The organism is Streptomyces sp. IBSBF 3136 (assembly GCF_036815105.1).
Taxonomy (GTDB): Bacteria; Actinomycetota; Actinomycetes; order Streptomycetales; family Streptomycetaceae; genus Streptomyces.
In genome coordinates this window covers 22,868-36,403 of the sequence record NZ_JAJSZC010000028.1, presented here as the reverse complement: position 1 = coordinate 36,403, position 13,536 = coordinate 22,868, and the positions used below count along the sequence as shown (strand labels likewise).

At 71.5% G+C, this 13,536-nt stretch carries 17 protein-coding genes and 1 pseudogene; 9 read left to right on the top strand and 9 right to left on the bottom strand.

Annotated features, from left to right (window positions below; translation table 11 throughout):
* Nucleotides 1-282: 282 nt before the first annotated feature.
* The 4 genes from V7E45_RS09085 to V7E45_RS09070 all read right to left on the bottom strand — a co-directional run bounded on the left by V7E45_RS09085 (nt 283) and on the right by V7E45_RS09070 (nt 2,460).
* Complete coding sequence (locus V7E45_RS09085; RefSeq protein WP_333773590.1) at nt 283-576, bottom strand: hypothetical protein; 294 nt, start codon at nt 574-576, stop codon at nt 283-285.
* Between the two features lie 57 nt (nt 577-633).
* The gene (locus V7E45_RS09080; RefSeq protein ID WP_333773589.1) at nt 634-828 is read right to left on the bottom strand and encodes a zinc ribbon domain-containing protein; all 195 of its coding nucleotides are present in this window, start codon (nt 826-828) and stop codon (nt 634-636) included.
* A gap of 229 nt (nt 829-1,057) precedes the next feature.
* A complete protein-coding gene (locus tag V7E45_RS09075; RefSeq protein ID WP_333773588.1) occupies nt 1,058-1,459 on the bottom strand; it encodes a TraR/DksA family transcriptional regulator in 402 nt (133 codons plus the stop codon).
* Between the two features lie 281 nt (nt 1,460-1,740).
* Nucleotides 1,741-2,460, bottom strand: coding sequence for a DUF4232 domain-containing protein (locus V7E45_RS09070; RefSeq protein WP_333773587.1), 720 nt, complete (start codon nt 2,458-2,460; stop codon nt 1,741-1,743).
* A gap of 514 nt (nt 2,461-2,974) precedes the next feature.
* Here V7E45_RS09070 and ppk2 point away from each other — a divergent pair.
* Nucleotides 2,975-3,970, top strand: coding sequence for a polyphosphate kinase 2 (gene ppk2, locus V7E45_RS09065; RefSeq protein WP_443055990.1), 996 nt, complete (start codon nt 2,975-2,977; stop codon nt 3,968-3,970).
* Between the two features lie 318 nt (nt 3,971-4,288).
* On the opposite strand, the gene V7E45_RS09060 is transcribed toward ppk2, so the two are convergent.
* Nucleotides 4,289-4,552 (bottom strand): DUF4190 domain-containing protein, encoded by a 264-nt coding sequence (locus V7E45_RS09060; protein ID WP_333773586.1) that lies wholly within the window; start codon nt 4,550-4,552, stop codon nt 4,289-4,291.
* Between the two features lie 323 nt (nt 4,553-4,875).
* The gene (locus V7E45_RS09055) at nt 4,876-5,703 is read right to left on the bottom strand and encodes an SCO6745 family protein (RefSeq protein ID WP_333773585.1); all 828 of its coding nucleotides are present in this window, start codon (nt 5,701-5,703) and stop codon (nt 4,876-4,878) included.
* Nucleotides 5,704-5,973: 270 nt separating this feature from the next.
* On the opposite strand from V7E45_RS09055, the gene V7E45_RS09050 reads away from it, so the two are divergent.
* Nucleotides 5,974-6,717: an SOS response-associated peptidase gene (locus V7E45_RS09050; protein ID WP_333773584.1), complete on the top strand. Its 744-nt coding sequence runs from the start codon at nt 5,974-5,976 to the stop codon at nt 6,715-6,717.
* Between the two features lie 225 nt (nt 6,718-6,942).
* Here V7E45_RS09050 and V7E45_RS09045 read toward each other — a convergent pair whose 3' ends face one another.
* On the bottom strand, nt 6,943-7,152 hold the full coding sequence (locus V7E45_RS09045; protein ID WP_333773583.1) for a hypothetical protein: 210 nt from the start codon (nt 7,150-7,152) through the stop codon (nt 6,943-6,945).
* A 461-nt stretch (nt 7,153-7,613) separates the two neighbouring features.
* Between V7E45_RS09045 and V7E45_RS09040 the strand changes: the two genes are divergently transcribed.
* From V7E45_RS09040 to V7E45_RS09010, 7 genes are all read left to right on the top strand, one after another.
* Entirely contained in the window at nt 7,614-7,820 is a 207-nt protein-coding gene (locus tag V7E45_RS09040) for a hypothetical protein (RefSeq protein WP_333773582.1), read from the top strand.
* Nucleotides 7,821-7,946: 126 nt separating this feature from the next.
* On the top strand, nt 7,947-8,540 hold the full coding sequence (locus V7E45_RS09035; RefSeq protein ID WP_333773581.1) for a VOC family protein: 594 nt from the start codon (nt 7,947-7,949) through the stop codon (nt 8,538-8,540).
* Between the two features lie 106 nt (nt 8,541-8,646).
* Nucleotides 8,647-9,246 (top strand): isochorismatase family protein, encoded by a 600-nt coding sequence (locus tag V7E45_RS09030; RefSeq protein ID WP_333773580.1) that lies wholly within the window; start codon nt 8,647-8,649, stop codon nt 9,244-9,246.
* A 10-nt stretch (nt 9,247-9,256) separates the two neighbouring features.
* Nucleotides 9,257-10,168: a GlxA family transcriptional regulator gene (locus tag V7E45_RS09025; RefSeq protein ID WP_333773579.1), complete on the top strand. Its 912-nt coding sequence runs from the start codon at nt 9,257-9,259 to the stop codon at nt 10,166-10,168.
* Nucleotides 10,169-10,475: 307 nt separating this feature from the next.
* The gene (locus V7E45_RS09020) at nt 10,476-10,697 is read left to right on the top strand and encodes a hypothetical protein (protein ID WP_333773578.1); all 222 of its coding nucleotides are present in this window, start codon (nt 10,476-10,478) and stop codon (nt 10,695-10,697) included.
* 752 nt (nt 10,698-11,449) lie between these two features.
* Nucleotides 11,450-11,881 (top strand): YrdB family protein, encoded by a 432-nt coding sequence (locus tag V7E45_RS09015; RefSeq protein ID WP_333773577.1) that lies wholly within the window; start codon nt 11,450-11,452, stop codon nt 11,879-11,881.
* Nucleotides 11,882-11,920: 39 nt separating this feature from the next.
* Entirely contained in the window at nt 11,921-12,454 is a 534-nt protein-coding gene (locus V7E45_RS09010) for a GNAT family N-acetyltransferase (protein WP_333773576.1), read from the top strand.
* Between the two features lie 190 nt (nt 12,455-12,644).
* Here V7E45_RS09010 and V7E45_RS09005 read toward each other — a convergent pair whose 3' ends face one another.
* The gene (locus V7E45_RS09005) at nt 12,645-12,953 is read right to left on the bottom strand and encodes a WhiB family transcriptional regulator (protein WP_333773575.1); all 309 of its coding nucleotides are present in this window, start codon (nt 12,951-12,953) and stop codon (nt 12,645-12,647) included.
* Nucleotides 12,954-13,170: 217 nt separating this feature from the next.
* Nucleotides 13,171-13,372: pseudogene (locus tag V7E45_RS09000) on the bottom strand (alpha/beta fold hydrolase); the annotation flags it as partial.
* Nucleotides 13,373-13,536 lie beyond the last annotated feature (164 nt).

The following is a 13,536-nucleotide window of genomic DNA, read 5'->3' as shown; positions in this document are numbered from 1 at the left end:
GTCGTCCCGCACGCCCCGCCGGCGACACCGGACGCGTCCCGGGGTGCCTCTAACGCCTGCCTGCTTCTCCTTCGTGGCGGTCGAGTTCGGACGCCGCCTTCACCACGCTCGACGAGCGGGCACGCGCGCTGCCTGGCACCCCCGCCGAGGCCCTGCCAGGCAGGAGGACGGCCCGGTCGGGGCCTATGGCGTGGAAGAAGGATCTCAGCGCGAATTCCTTGCTCTGGACCGAAAGGTGGTCAGCTACAAAAGGCCGCGGGCCGGGCCGTGTTCGGCGGCAGGTCAGGCATGCGCGTGGCGTGAGCGGGCGGCACGCGATGGTGCCGCGTGGTGCGCAGGCTCGGCCGGCCCCGCGGCCCGAAGACGCTGGAGCAACAGGGAGGCCGTGAACAGCAGGCCGGCGAAGATGGCCAGCAGGAGTGCGGATACCCACATCTGCCGGCCCCCGGGGGTCTGCCAGCCGGTCCAGGCGGTCGATGCCGCCCACACCAGGGCGCCGGCCGCGTAGAAGGTGCGGATGCGGCGCAGCTGCCGCACGGCCCGCAGGGACTTGATGCGATCAGTCTTGGATGCCATGCCGGCCCGTGTACCCCGGGGTGCGCGGTTCAGCGGACCGCGTTGCCGCTGTTTCCTTCACCCTTGCTCTCGCCGCCGGGCGCGCCCCTCGAAGTCGCGCCGTACCGCGCCTCCTTGGTCCTCGATCAGCCCCGCCCGGTCGGGGAAGTCGAGAACCGCGCCGCAGTGGTCGCAGATCTGGCCGTCTTCGGCGGGCGTGCCGCAGGCCTTGCAGAACCGGTTGCCGTGGTCGTTCTCAGTCTTGTGCGTCATGGTTCTCCTGTGCCCCGTTCTGCCCGCGTCGTGCAAACCGGTTGACTGCCGGCAGCCGGCACACCAGGACCAGGACGGCCGCCATCAGCGATCGCGCGCGCCCTCTGGGGCGGGTCCTCTCCGCGGTCGGGGCTACGGCGCTCACCGGGCTGCTCGCCGTCAGGAGATCGAGCACCGGCGTGCCCCTGCCGTGCGGGCTCGGCGCGCCCTGGCGCCGCGCGGGCCGGCGTCAAGCGCGGCGTGGGCCTGGCCGGGCACAGCTGACGCAGGTGGTCGCCGCCGGACGGATCTGAAGGCGTTCGGGCGGGATCGTCCCGCCGCAGCGTTCGCACTGCCCGTACTGCCCCTGTTCAAGCCGTTCCAGTGCCTGGTCCAGTTCTTCCAGGTGCTCGCGCGCCTGTGCCATCAGGGCGGCGACATGCGCCCGCTCGAAGGCGGTGGTGCCCCCTTCGGGGTCGTGCTCGTCGTCCACGGCGACCAGGGCGTTCGCCGCGACGATCCCGTCGAAGTCACGGCTCAGCGCGGCCGCCCGAGCGAGGGTGTCGGCGCGGTCCGCCGCGAGGCGCGCGCGGACCGTCGAGGAGGTCGCCGGGCGTGGCTCGCCCTGGTCGTACCGAGGTGCGTCTTTCATGCCATGACAACACTGATTCACGGTCCCGAATTCCCCCTCGCCATTCCGCGCCCGCCGTCGCGAGGGACGAAGGTGCGGCCGGCGTCCATCACCTCCGGTGGCACCGTGTCCGTGCGCTGCAAAGGCACCACCGACCTGTCCGGGAGCAGGCCGGCGGTATGCCCGGAGCGCTTGGGGTGGGGCCCCGCCGACGCGGCCCTCAGGCGGCGCGGCACCTCGCGCCGGTCCTGCGAGGTGCCGACCGGCGGACCTGCCGGGTGCCGGCGAGTGGCCGCGAGCCGTCAGAAGTCGTACGGCTTCTTGGCGTTCCAGTTCAACACATCGGCCTCGTTCCAGCGGAACTCCGGCTTCTGGCCCTTGACGTCCACCGAGTAGAAGGGGCCGCTGCGACCGTCCGCGCCGCGCAGCGCGATGGCGAACGAGCGCGCCGTCTGGTTCTTGGAGCCGTAGTCGAAGAGGTTCACCGCGCTGTAGACCTTGTCTCCGGGCCGAAGCGTGATGTGCTTGTCGCCGCCCGGTGCGTCCTTCTTCGAGTGCGGCAGTGCGGGGCCATCGACGTCGTCGCCCAGTTTCACGGCCGGGTACGAGGTGACCCAGCACGGCTTGCTGCCCTCGTTCGACGCCGTCACCAGCAGGTGGTCGCCCTCCTGACCGGCGAACCGGTGCACCGCCGTGACCAGCATCTCGTCCCCGCGGCACCGCACGGCGCCGGCCGTCGTGCCCTTGCCCTTGCTCGTGCTCTCGACCTTGTCCGTCCCGGTCGAGGCGGTCGCCGAGCGCACCTCCGTCTTGGTGTCACCCGCGGTGTCGGCCTGCTCCGCGCTGCCCTTGCCGTTCCCGTCGGACGCGGACCGGCCCTGCGCGCTGCCGGCGGCGTGGCCTGCGCCCGCCGCCTTCGAGCCGTCGCCGCCGCCGCAGGCGGTCAGGCCCACGGCCAGCGCGGCGGTGACGGCGGCTAAGGCCGCGGAACGGGCGGTACGGCCGGCACGATGCGTGGTCATGAGACTCCCCCATGGTCTGTGACGCGGCACCTCCCCCGCTCCCGCAGGGCGGCCGGCCGCGTCGACTGTTTCGCTGCACCCCATGAGATGACGCCCGGGTGGGCCTTGTTCCCTCGCATCTGTCCGCATTTGGTAACAAGGCAACCGGCCCAGACGCATCGGTGTTCGAGTCGAGCCCGAGTCGAGCCCGCCGGCGGTGCGGCCTGCCGGCACACGGCGCCGGGGTCGGCCGCCATGAGCGACGGCACGCTCGTCCTCGGAGGCACCGGCGGGAGGCGCCGGCGACCTGCTCCCGGACGGACGCGTCATCGCGCCCCTCGGCCCAGCCCCGCTCCGCTCCTCGGCCCACCGCCGCGCCGCCCCTCGGCCCACCGCCCGGACCGACCGCCGACCATCCTCGCCGAGTCGATCGGGGCACCGTACAGGGCCCGGGAACGGTGTGTCTGGGTACGGCCTGGCGGGGCACGCAGGAAGGGATCACTGGTGCGGATGACGAGGTGGAGAGGCGGCGTGCGTGGCCGAGCAGGAGCAGGTGCCGCAGGCACAGGGGGTCCGGGACGCGGGGCGCGAGGGCGACCTGCTGCGCGGGCTCGCGGTGGACGACCGGCAACCGGAGCGGCCGGTGCTTCTGGACGGCGACGGTCGACCGATCGAGACCTGGCGGGAGAACCACCCGTACGACCAACGGATCGGCCGGCGGGAGTACGAGCGGACCAAGCGCATCCTGCAGATCGAGCTGCTCAAGCTGCAGCGCTGGGTGAAGGAGACGGGGCAGCGGATCGTCGTGGTCTGCGAGGGGCGGGACGCGGCCGGCAAGGGCGGCACCATCAAGCGGTTCACCGAACGGCTGAACCCTCGCGGCGCCCGCGTGGTGGCACTGGACAAGCCGACCGAGCGGGAGGCGGGGCAGTGGTACTTCCAGCGGTACGTCGCCCATCTCCCGGCTCGCGGCGAGATCGTCTTCTTCGACCGGTCCTGGTACAACCGGGCGGGCGTCGAGAGGGTCATGGGGTTCTGCTCGGAGGAGGAGTACGAGCAGTTCCTGCTCCAGGCGCCGCTGTTCGAGCAGCTGCTCACCGACGACGGCGCCCTGCTGGTGAAGTTCTGGTTCTCGGTGTCCCGTGCCGAGCAGCGCACCCGGTTCGCGATCCGGCAGGTCGATCCGGTACGCCGCTGGAAGCTGTCGCCCACCGATCTGACCTCACTCGACCGCTGGGACGACTACACCGCGGCCAAGGTCGACATGTTCCGGGCGACCGACACCGCGCACGCGCCCTGGACGGTCGTGAAGAACAACGACAAGCGGCGCGGCCGGCTGGAGGCCATGCGCAGCCTGCTGTACCGGTTCGACTATCCGGCCAAGGACCTGACGGCGATCGGTACGCCCGATCCGCTGATCGTCGGCGCGGCGGACACCCTGCTGGAGCCGGGCGAGGAACCGACGGCCCTCTCACCGACACCGCTGGCCGGACCGGGCGGCGGCCCCGGGAACCACCCGGACCCACGCTGACGGCCGGCCGCGCTCGTCCCCGGCAACGACGCGCGGGACCGGCCCCTGATCACCGGGGTCGGTGCGGGGCAGTTCGGCCTTCGCCTCACCACGTGTGCGCCGCCGTTCCGGGCAGGAACGTCAGGAGCCCTCGGCCACGCCGATGCCGATGCCCCGATGAGGTAGGCCGCGCCCAGCAGCTTGAGGACTTGATCGACCACCAGGGAGCGGACGGCGACCAGCGGCCGCCCGACGACGGCGGCGACCATGTGCACGCACAAGCCCCGTCCGGGCACCCAGCGCCGCGGCCCGCCCGCGATGTACGCCGCGGCCCTCGAATCAGCCCATGTGCCAGGTGAAGCTGCCGCCGTTGTTGGCGGCGACGACGAACATCACGATCATGAGGATGATGTCGACCACTCCGAGGCCGATGTCCCACTTCGCCATCACGGAGCCGGTCTGACGCAGCGCCATGACACCGAAGATGACGGCCAGCGGCCCCAGGATGATGGGCAGGATGAAGAGGCCGACGATGCCGCAGACGAGTCCCGCGATCGCCAGTCCGCTCGTCCGGCTCGTCTTGCTCGTGGTGTAGGACGTCATCGGTGTCTCCCCAACTGTCGCGATCGGCTTCTTTCTCTCTTTCGGTTCCCTTCTCGTTGCCCGTCACGGCCGGGTCATGCCTGCCGAAAGAACGCGCAAGTCCTCGTGCTTACCCATGAGTTGGTCACCTCGTGCCATCCGGCGACTCGTCCGAGACCCCTCTCAGGAACGGTTTCAACGTACCGAGTGCACCGCGCCAGCCCGTTCTCGCCTGGCCGTCCCCAAGAGCCCCAGCGGTGACTTCGCCAAGGACGTCGACACGACGAGCTGCGACAACGGCCGACCGTTCCTGTAGGGCTCGTCGTCCCGTCGGTCGCCGTACGTCACCGCGAGCCCGCGGCCACCAGCGTCGCGGTGATGGGTTCGAGCTCGGCGACCAGTTCGTCCAGCTCGGCGGGAGACAGGGCGTCGTACGGCGGTGCGGCGAGCTCGTCGGTCAGGGCTTCGATGCGTTGCTTGGTCTCTCGGCCGGCGTCGGTGAACCGGCCGTCGGTGTCGACGAGCCCGCGCTCGCGCAGGCCGTCCATGACCGCGGCCAGCCGCTCCTTCGGCAGGTGGTGGATGCGCCCGAACGACTCCGGTGGGTGGATGCCCTTCTCCAGCGCCTCGAGCACGTGGGCCTCCGTGCCGCCGACGCGCGCGCCGACCAGAGCGGCGACGTGACCGTCACAGCGGTGCTCGCGCAGCATGGTCGCGGAATGCCACAGTCGGGCGACCGGGTCGCCGGGCACCGGAAGGGTGCGCATTCCGGCGTACATGACCCGGCCTTCCGTGGGCGCCCTGGTCGCGGCTTCGGTGGTCAGGTCCGCCGCGCGCAACAGGCCCGGGGAGTCGGCCAGTTCGGCGCCGAGGATCCGCCGCAGGGAGGCCGCGCTGCCACGTTCCCGCGCGGCGACGGACTCCTCGGGCGGGATCGTCTCCCACGCGCTCGGGATGTGCCGCGCGGCCTCCCCCTCGGCGAAGCTGTAGAAGGCCGCGTGCACGACCTGCGCCGGCACCCGCCCCAGCGGCGCGGCGCGGCTGGCGAAGTAGCCGTCCCAGTAGGTGCGGTGGCCGAGCGCGGCCAGCTCCGCGTTGCACTCGTCGGCGAAGTAGGTGACGAGGCAGATCGGCTCCAGCAGCTCGAACATGCGGCGGGCGGTGTGAGTCATGGCCTCCATCATGCCTGCGGTCGCACCCCGTGGAGGCAGGCCGCCGCCCCGCGAGCGGCACACGGTGGCGACTGCGGACGCCGTGAACGCGAAGCCGCGATCACGGGCTTGGACCGGCGCGCCTGGACCGGTGCGCCCGGCGTGCCGACCGGCCGCGCCGCTGTCGCGGCGGGACGTCTCCGCTGAGGACACTGAGGACACTGAGGACACGTCCACTCGGCCCCCGCACGGGCGCCTCGTGAAGCGGCCGGGTGGTGAGAGAGTGGTCGCATGTGCGGTCGATACGTCTCCACCCGGCGCCCGCAGGACTTGGCGCAGCTGTTCCGCGTCGCCGAGTGGCCCTCCGCCGAGGCGCTCGCGCCGAGCTGGAACGTCGCCCCGACCGACGACGTCTGGGCCGTCCTGGAGCGCACCCCGCGCGACGGCGGCGGTGCCGCGACACCCTTGAGGGAGCTGCGGCCGCTGCGCTGGGGTCTGGTGCCGTCCTGGGCGAAGGAGCCGAAGATCGGCGCACGGATGATCAACGCCCGGGTGGAGACCGTGCACGAGAAGCCTGCCTTCCGCCGTGCGTTCGCCAGACGCCGCTGCCTGCTCCCGGCGGACGGCTTCTACGAGTGGCAGCCGCTCAAGGACCCGGTCACCGGTAAGCCGCGCAAACAGCCGTACTTCATCCACCCCGAGGACGGCCAGGTGATGGCTCTCGCGGGTCTGTACGAGTACTGGCGCGACCCTGCCGTCACCCAGGACGACGACCCGGCCGCCTGGCTGCTGACCTGCACCATCATCACCACCGAGGCCACCGACGCGGCGGGCCGGGTGCATCCGCGCATGCCCCTGGCGCTCACCGAGGACCACTACGAGGCCTGGCTGGACCCCACGCACCAGGACCCCGACGAACTGCGCTCTCTGCTCGCGCAGCCCGCCGACGGGCATCTGGACACGCGCCCCGTCTCCACGGCCGTCAACAACGTCCGCAACAACGGACCTCAACTCCTCGACGAGGTCAGCCTGTAGCGGCAACCGGACCGCGCCGACGCGAGCGAGCGGCTTCGCCGCGTGACGGCGCTACAGGGCCCCGGCACTCTCCGCTTCGGCAGTGATACTCCTCGCCGCCACGATCGCCTCCTACCAGTGACGACCGCTCTCGCGTACGGCGCGGTGGGGGTGTGGTTCGGCGGCTCTCCCGACGCTCGCACGGGAGCGCCCCGCGGCGCTTCGCTGCGGGGCGCCTTGTGGGGTTCAGTCGACCTTCTGCCCGTCGTACATACCGCCCTTGCAGGTGTTGTCCGTCAGATCGGCCGTTCCGCCGCCCTGCCTGCACTGGGAAGGGGTGACGAAGGTCGGGGCACCCTGTGCGGTGGCGGCGGTGGCGGTGGCGGCGCCTGTGAGGCCGAGTCCGGCGAGGGCTGCCGTGGCGATGACGGCGGCGAGGGTTCGTCGAATACGCATGTGGTTCCCTTTCACGGTTTGCCTCGGTTGGGCCACTAACCAGTTTGATCTTCACCCATGTGGGTGGCACGTCATGTACCGCCATTCGGGTGAACGTGCTGTCGGGTGCCGGGCCGGTGACGCGACCCCTCGGACAGGCGTCGACCCACGCGCCCGGTGGCTTCCAGCACGCTGCCGCCGAGATGCCCGGTCGACGGGAAAGGTCCGTCGTGCCGCATCCGTCGGTCACGGCCGCCGGTGCCGCCGCGCGGGTGTGGCCCAGCAGATCCCCGAGGGAGCGGTCGTTGTCCTCGCCGATGTCCCACAGCGGGGTGCCGACGGTGACGGCGGGCACCGCCGGGAAGGGTGCCGGATCGGGTTCCAGGGGGACTGCAGTGGCGGGGGGGCGGGCGTTCGGTCACTTCGTCGAGGTCACGGGGCGGATGCTCCTCGGTCGCCCGGTGTTGTGCGGGCGCGTCGGCGTGCGAGGCGCGGCAGCCGCTCATGCCGTAGAGGCCCACCTGGCGGGCGCGGGCGGCCGCGATGACCTGGCCTTCGTCGGTACCGGCGGGCAGGTGGGCCACCACGTGGAAGCCTGCCGCGAGGCCGGTGACCGGCACCTCGGGGGCGTGTTCGGAGAGTGCGGCGAGCAGGGCGGCGCGGCGGGCGGCGGGTCGTTCCAGCCGTGAAACAGACCCCTCGGCCGGTCTGGCCCGGACTTGGTTCAGCGGACGTGCCCCCACCCGAGTGCCGACGCCCGACCGCGGCGGCCACAATGGGCGGATGACAGGTGCTACGGCCTCGAAGGAACCGGGATGCTGACCGGGATCGTGTTCGACGCGCTGGACGTCCCGCGGATGAACCGCTTCTGGCGGGAGGCGACGCGCGGCCGGACGGACGGCCTGCACCTGCGGTTCGTACCGACCGCGCAGCCCAAGACGGCACACAAGAACCGCGTCCACCTCGACCTGGCCGGGGGGCCGGACTGGGAGGACGAGGTGGCACGTCTGCTCGCGCTCGGTGCGACACGGGCCGACATCGGCCAGGGTGACGTCCCGTGGGACGTGCTGGCCGATCCCGAGGGCAACGAGTTCTGCGTGCTGCGTCCCGGTCACCCGGGCGTGCTCGCCGAGTCCGGCCTCGTCGCTATCTGCCTCGACGTCGCGGAGCCGGACCGCTCCGCGCAGTCGGCCTTCTGGCAGGCCCGGGCCGACTGGCACGCGATCGAGTCCCACGACTGGGGCGTCCGGTTGCGCCGGACGCCCACCGGCACGGTCTCCCTGGTGATGGGGCCGCCCGCCGCGCCGAAGGAGGCGCGGAACAGGCTGCGGCTGGAGGTCACCCGGCACTCCGGGGAAGCCGGTGAGTTCCTCGACGCCGGCGGCAACGAGTTCCATGTCACGGGGTGACCCCCCGCGCGGCGAGTGGTCGCGGCGCCGGCCGTGACCGGATCGGTCCGTATCCGGACGTGATGAGGCCTGCCGCCGGCCGCGGCCCACCGGGCAGGCTGGGGGCATGACCCGAGCACTGATCGTCATCGACGTCCAGGAATCCTTCCGCGCCCGCCCGCTGTGGGAGACCATCTCCAACCCGAAGATCGCCGACCAGGTCGACCGCCTGGTCCGGCTCGCCCGCCAGGCCGGGGACCTGGTGGTGTGGGTGCTTCACTGCGAGCCCGGCAGCGGCGATGTCTTCGACCCCGCCCTCGGCCACGTCCGGCTGATGGAGGAGCTGCGGCGCCGTGACACGGAACCGCTGATCCACAAGACCTCGCACAACGCCTTCACCACCACCAACCTGCAGCAACTCCTCACCGAGCACGGCATCCACGAACTCACGGTGTGCGGCATCCGCACCGAGCAGTGCGTCGAGACCACCACTCGCGTGGCGAGCGACCTCGGCTACCGGGTCACCTTCGTCGTCGACGCCACCGCGACCAACCCCATCCCGCACCGTGACGCTCCCGCGGACCAGAGCGTGGCCGCGCTGTTGGCGGACCCCCGCACGCTGGGCGCCGAGGAGATCATCAGGCGCACCGAGTACGCCCTCGCCGGACGCTTCGCCACGATCACCACCGTCGGGCAGCTGGAGACCGCGGCCGGGGTTCAGGCATGATGACCGGATCGTGAACCACATCGCCTTTCTCCTGGTGCCCGGACTGCACCTGCTCGACCTGGCGGGCCCCGCGCAGGTCTTCTCCACGGCCTCCGACTTCGGGCACCCCTACACGCTCAGCTACATCGCCGAGCAGCCGGTGGTCCCCACCGCCCAGGGCCTGCCGTTGGTGGCCCGGCTCGACTGGCCCGAGCTCGGCCCCGAGGACCTGATCGTGGTGCCCGGCTGGCGGACGCCGACCCTCGTCGACAGCCCGGACATCGGCGCGGCGGCCCTACAGTGCCTCAGGGACCACCACGCCAGGGGCGGGACCGTCGCCAGCGTCTGCGCCGGAGCCGAGGCGCTCGGCCGGGCCGGCCTGCTCGACGGCCACCGCTGCACCACGCACCACGACGTACAGGACGAACTCGCACGCCGCTACCCCCGGGCGACGGTCATCCGCGACGTGCTGTACACCGCCGACGACCGGGTGGTCACCTCAGCCGGCATCGCGAGCGGCATCGACCTGGCTCTGCACCTGATCGCGACCCGGCACGGCCCCGCCGTCGCCGCCCAAGTGGCCCGGGACATGGTCGTCTACGCGCGGCGCAACGGCCACGAGCCGCAAGCCAGCGCGATGCTCCGGTACCGCTCCCACCTCGACGACACCGTGCACCACACCCAGAACCTGATCGACTCCCGCTTCGACCAGCCGTTGCCCCTGTCCGCCCTGGCCGCGACCGTGGGCGTGAGCGAACGCACCCTCACCCGCCTCTTCACCCGCGCCACCGGCGGCCTCACCCCCCTGCGCTACCAGCAGACCTTGCGCCTCGAACGCGCCGAGCACCTCATCAGTCACGGCACCACGGTCGATGCCGCCGCCCGCGCGGTCGGCTTCGAGGACGCCCGCATGCTGCGCCGCCTACGGGCTCGCGAGCAGTGACGGCGCGCGCTGAGCGCTACGCGGACCGCGCCGGTCGTGACGACCGTAGGCGTCCATCGCGTAGGGGCAGTGGTCCTGGCCGGCGTCGGTGTTGCGGCGGCCGCTCACCGCGACAGCCGCATGTGGCTACCGCATCGGCACCATCCCGGACGACGAGATCCCGGAGGTGAGCGTGTCCGCGAAGCCCGCGACCGGCCAGGCGATCGCCGACACGTTCCTGCTGGGTTCCGAACCCGATGCCGCAGCCCGTGTGTCCACGACGTCACTCGGGTGGGTCGGTGTGTGTCTCTAGTTGCTGCCAACAGCGGTGGACGTGCTGTTCGGCCTCGCGTACGGCGCGGACAGCGGCCTCGTCGAACGGCACGGCAGCCAGTCGGTGCGTCGCGCCGCCGGGTCTCATGACACGGTGCGGACGACGGAGCATGGGCGCGCCGATGCTTCGGGTGCGGTGCAGGACCGCGGCCCTGGCGATGAGGATCGCGGCGATGACCGCTGCGGCTGTCAATGTCGTCGCCGCGTGCTGATCTGACATCTGTGCGGACCTTCGCGAGCTAGGAGTGGAGAGCCGGCGGAGGGCCGACCGGCGAGCGGAGGTACCCCGACCGCAGGTGAGCGGTCGGCGCGGTCGGTGTCGTTTCGGGCGGCGGCCGCCGTACCGCTGCGCGGGAGCTTCGTCGCGCACCCGGGCGCGGCTGTGGCTGATCAGCCGGGACGCGTACGTCCGGGAGACGTCGAGCTTGTCGGCGACGCCGCTCTGGGGCATGTCCTCCAAGAGGCGCATGCAGAGGCTCGCGCGCGTTCCGGGACGGCTCGTCGATATGTCGGTCGGCATGCGGAATCGCTCCCGAGACGTTCTCGGGGTTCGCTCCCGTAGACGGCGCTTGCGGGACCGGCCCCAGGCAGTGATGTCAGGGTTCGCCGCACGGGTAATGCCGTGGCCGCCGTAGGGACCGGCAGTCGGGACTTCCCGCTGGGCGCGCGCCTCCGGTCCGAAGCACGAAATGCCTTTTGCCCTCGGGTTTCACCTGTAAACCAGACACCCGGGTGCCCACCACAGGACCGGCTCCGGACCGGCTTCTTCGCCGGCTCCGCGCCTACACGCACTGCACGCTTCGCGTCACGAACCGGAGCTGCCCGCGCGGCAATCTGTCGTTCGCCCGGTCGAGGAGTGCAGCCGGGGGTGCGGATGATGCGTGGACGGCGAAACCTGAGCGACGGGAACCGGCCTGGCCTGATATGCAGAAGCCTCGGTGCGCGCGGGGCGAATCCGGGGAGGGGCGCATGACGGGCGAGAGCACGCGGGGTTCGGGGATCGTCGACGGACGGCCGTGGTACGTGGCGAACGAGCTGCTGGCGTTCCTGATCGAAATCGTCGCGCTCGGGTTGCTGGGCTGGTGGGGTTTCACCACGAGCGGTGATGCGGGGGTCAGCGTGGTCCTCGGTCTCGGCACACCGGCCGTCGCAGCGGCACTCTGGGGGCTGTTCGCAGCACCCCGGGCGCCCTTGCGGCCGTCGCTGCCCGGCGTCCTGCTCGTGAAAGTGCTGGTGCTGGGCGGTGGCGCGCTGGCGCTGTACGGGGTCGGGCATCCGGTCGGGGCAGTGGTCGTGGCGGTCGTGACAACCGTGAACATCACCGTGGCGGAAGTCTTCCGCCGGCCCGTTCCTGGAGGTGCTGCGACTGTGCCCGGAAACGCGGCCCAACGGCCCGAGTGACTTCACGGTGACTTGGCCAGGGACCCGGTATGGTCTGGCATGACCTACGTGATCACCGCCGCCCAGCCGGACGACGCCGCGTCGATAGGGCCCTTGCACCTGCGGAACTGGCTGCAGAACTACACCGACCTGGACGCGGGGATCGACGAGTCCTGGATCCGTGAGCACCGTGGATCGTCCGCCACCGCCGAAGGCATCAGCCAGTGGCGGGAGTTCATCGAGGTGGCGAACCAGAACCCTGCCCCGCACTTCTGCCGTGTCGTCCGGTCCGAGACGGAGATCGTCGGCTATCTGTGCGGCCACTGGGAGAAATCGGAATCGATCACCCTCGGCCCGATGTATCTACTGGACCACGCCCAGGGTCACGGACTCGGTGGCCGCATGATGACCGAGTTCCTCGCCTGGGCGGGCCCCGCCTGCATCCGCCTGGGGGTCGCCGACTTCAACGAACGCGCGATCCGCTTCTACCGGCGCCACGGCTTCGAGATCACCGGTGAGCCTTACCTCTGGCGAGGGAAGCTGCCCAGTGTGCTCATGACCCGCGAGGCGATCTCGGCAGTCGGCTGCGGCTGAGCCGAGCACAGACATCAGGCCGTGGCCGGGCCGTGGCCGGTACGCGGCGCCGGGCACCGTCAGGCGTGCCCTTGCGAGCACTTGGGTGCGGAAACAGAATTGCCCGCCGGGATGCCTGCGGAGGCAGCGGTGGATGGAGGGGCTGCCGCGAAGGCGCGAGAGCGGCGCGGGCCCGGCGGGTGCAACCGGTTCAGCTCGCCCTGGTGTTGGCGACCACCGTATGGGCGCGCTCGTGTTCCGCGCGGGCCGTCTCCAGCAGGCGTCGCCAGGAGGTGACAGTCGGGCGACGCCGCAGCAGGGCCCGGCGCTCCCGCTCGGTCATCCCGCCCCAAATACCGTGCTCGATACGTTGGTCGAGGGCGTAGGCCAGGCACTCGGTCCGGACCCCGCACCCGCCGCACAGCACCTTGGCGCGGTTCTGTGCCGCGCCCTCGACGAACAAGTCGTCCGGGTCGGCTGTCCGGCAAAGCCCCTGCTCGCTCCAGTCGGTGTCCGCCATCCCGTGATGCCGTCCTCTCCCCTGCCCGCCCTGCCGTTGCCTCGGTCGGAGGCAGCGGGCATATGACATTACGCCGTTCGCCGCTTACTCCTTCCTCCGCTGCGCAGCATCACACCTTCGAGTGAGCGACATTTGCCTTCTGGACACCGCGACGCTAGAGACCGTTGTCTTGATGCATTCGATGGCGCCGCCTTGCCGGTTGATCTGCGCCGGGGTCCATGGCGCGCTTGGAGTACGGGCTGTGCCGCGGGTCGGTCGGAGGCTTCTCGGAGCGGCCGTGGCCGCGACCGGCAGCGGGGCGACGCGGGCCAGGTCGCGTGCGTGCGCGGGTGGCCGTGCAGGAGCATCACGGCGGGACCGCTGCCGCCGTGACGTACCCACAACTGTGCCCCGTCGCCTTCGTATCGCGCGAGCTCGATTCGCCCCCGGGGAGGCGCCCGCCCAAGGGGCGGTGGAGTGACACTTCCACCAGTGCCGAGCGGCCTTACCCTCTACGGTGAAAAGGGCGCCCAAGGAGATTGGCGAGTGAGTGCGGACGAACAGGAAGGTGCGTCAGCTCGTGAGCGCCCTGATCGACAGGGCG